Here is a 408-nt window from a genome sequence, read left to right on the forward strand (position 1 = left end):
GCGAGAGGCGCCCGGGCGGGTGATCTGGTCCATGATCGTGTCGTAGTCGACGCCGGTAGCGAGATCGACGACGATCTGCGCGATGCGGTCGTCGAGCCCTTCGGCCAGCGCCAGGACCTCGTCCTCCGAAGTCGAGGGCCGCAAGGCCGGCAATAGTTCTGGCCGGATGCCGAGATCGGTGAGCTGGGTGTCGGTGTAGGGGTCGAGCACGCGCGGAAGGTCTGGCTCGGTGGGTGGCGCGGGGTGTTCGGGTATTCCGTCCGTAGTGGCAGCCCCGAGTTCGTCGAGGTAGCTGACCTCGAAGTTGGCGAATGTCTGATTCACGCCCCAGTTGATGACGCCGATTCGCCGGTAGGCTTCATCGTGTGGGGCGACGTCGAGCAGCACGAATTCGGAGTCGGCGGCTTG

The 408-nt window shown here is 65.4% G+C and carries 1 protein-coding gene; it reads right to left on the reverse strand.

The genetic code is table 11. The annotated features are described in order from the left end of the window. Positions 1-408, reverse strand: a 408-nt coding sequence (locus L0U85_RS12000) for a hypothetical protein (protein WP_241377998.1), incomplete at both ends; no start/stop codon positions are given.

The sequence above is a fragment of the Glycomyces sp. L485 genome, from assembly GCF_022548875.1.
Classification (GTDB): Bacteria; Actinomycetota; Actinomycetes; order Mycobacteriales; family Micromonosporaceae; genus Glycomyces.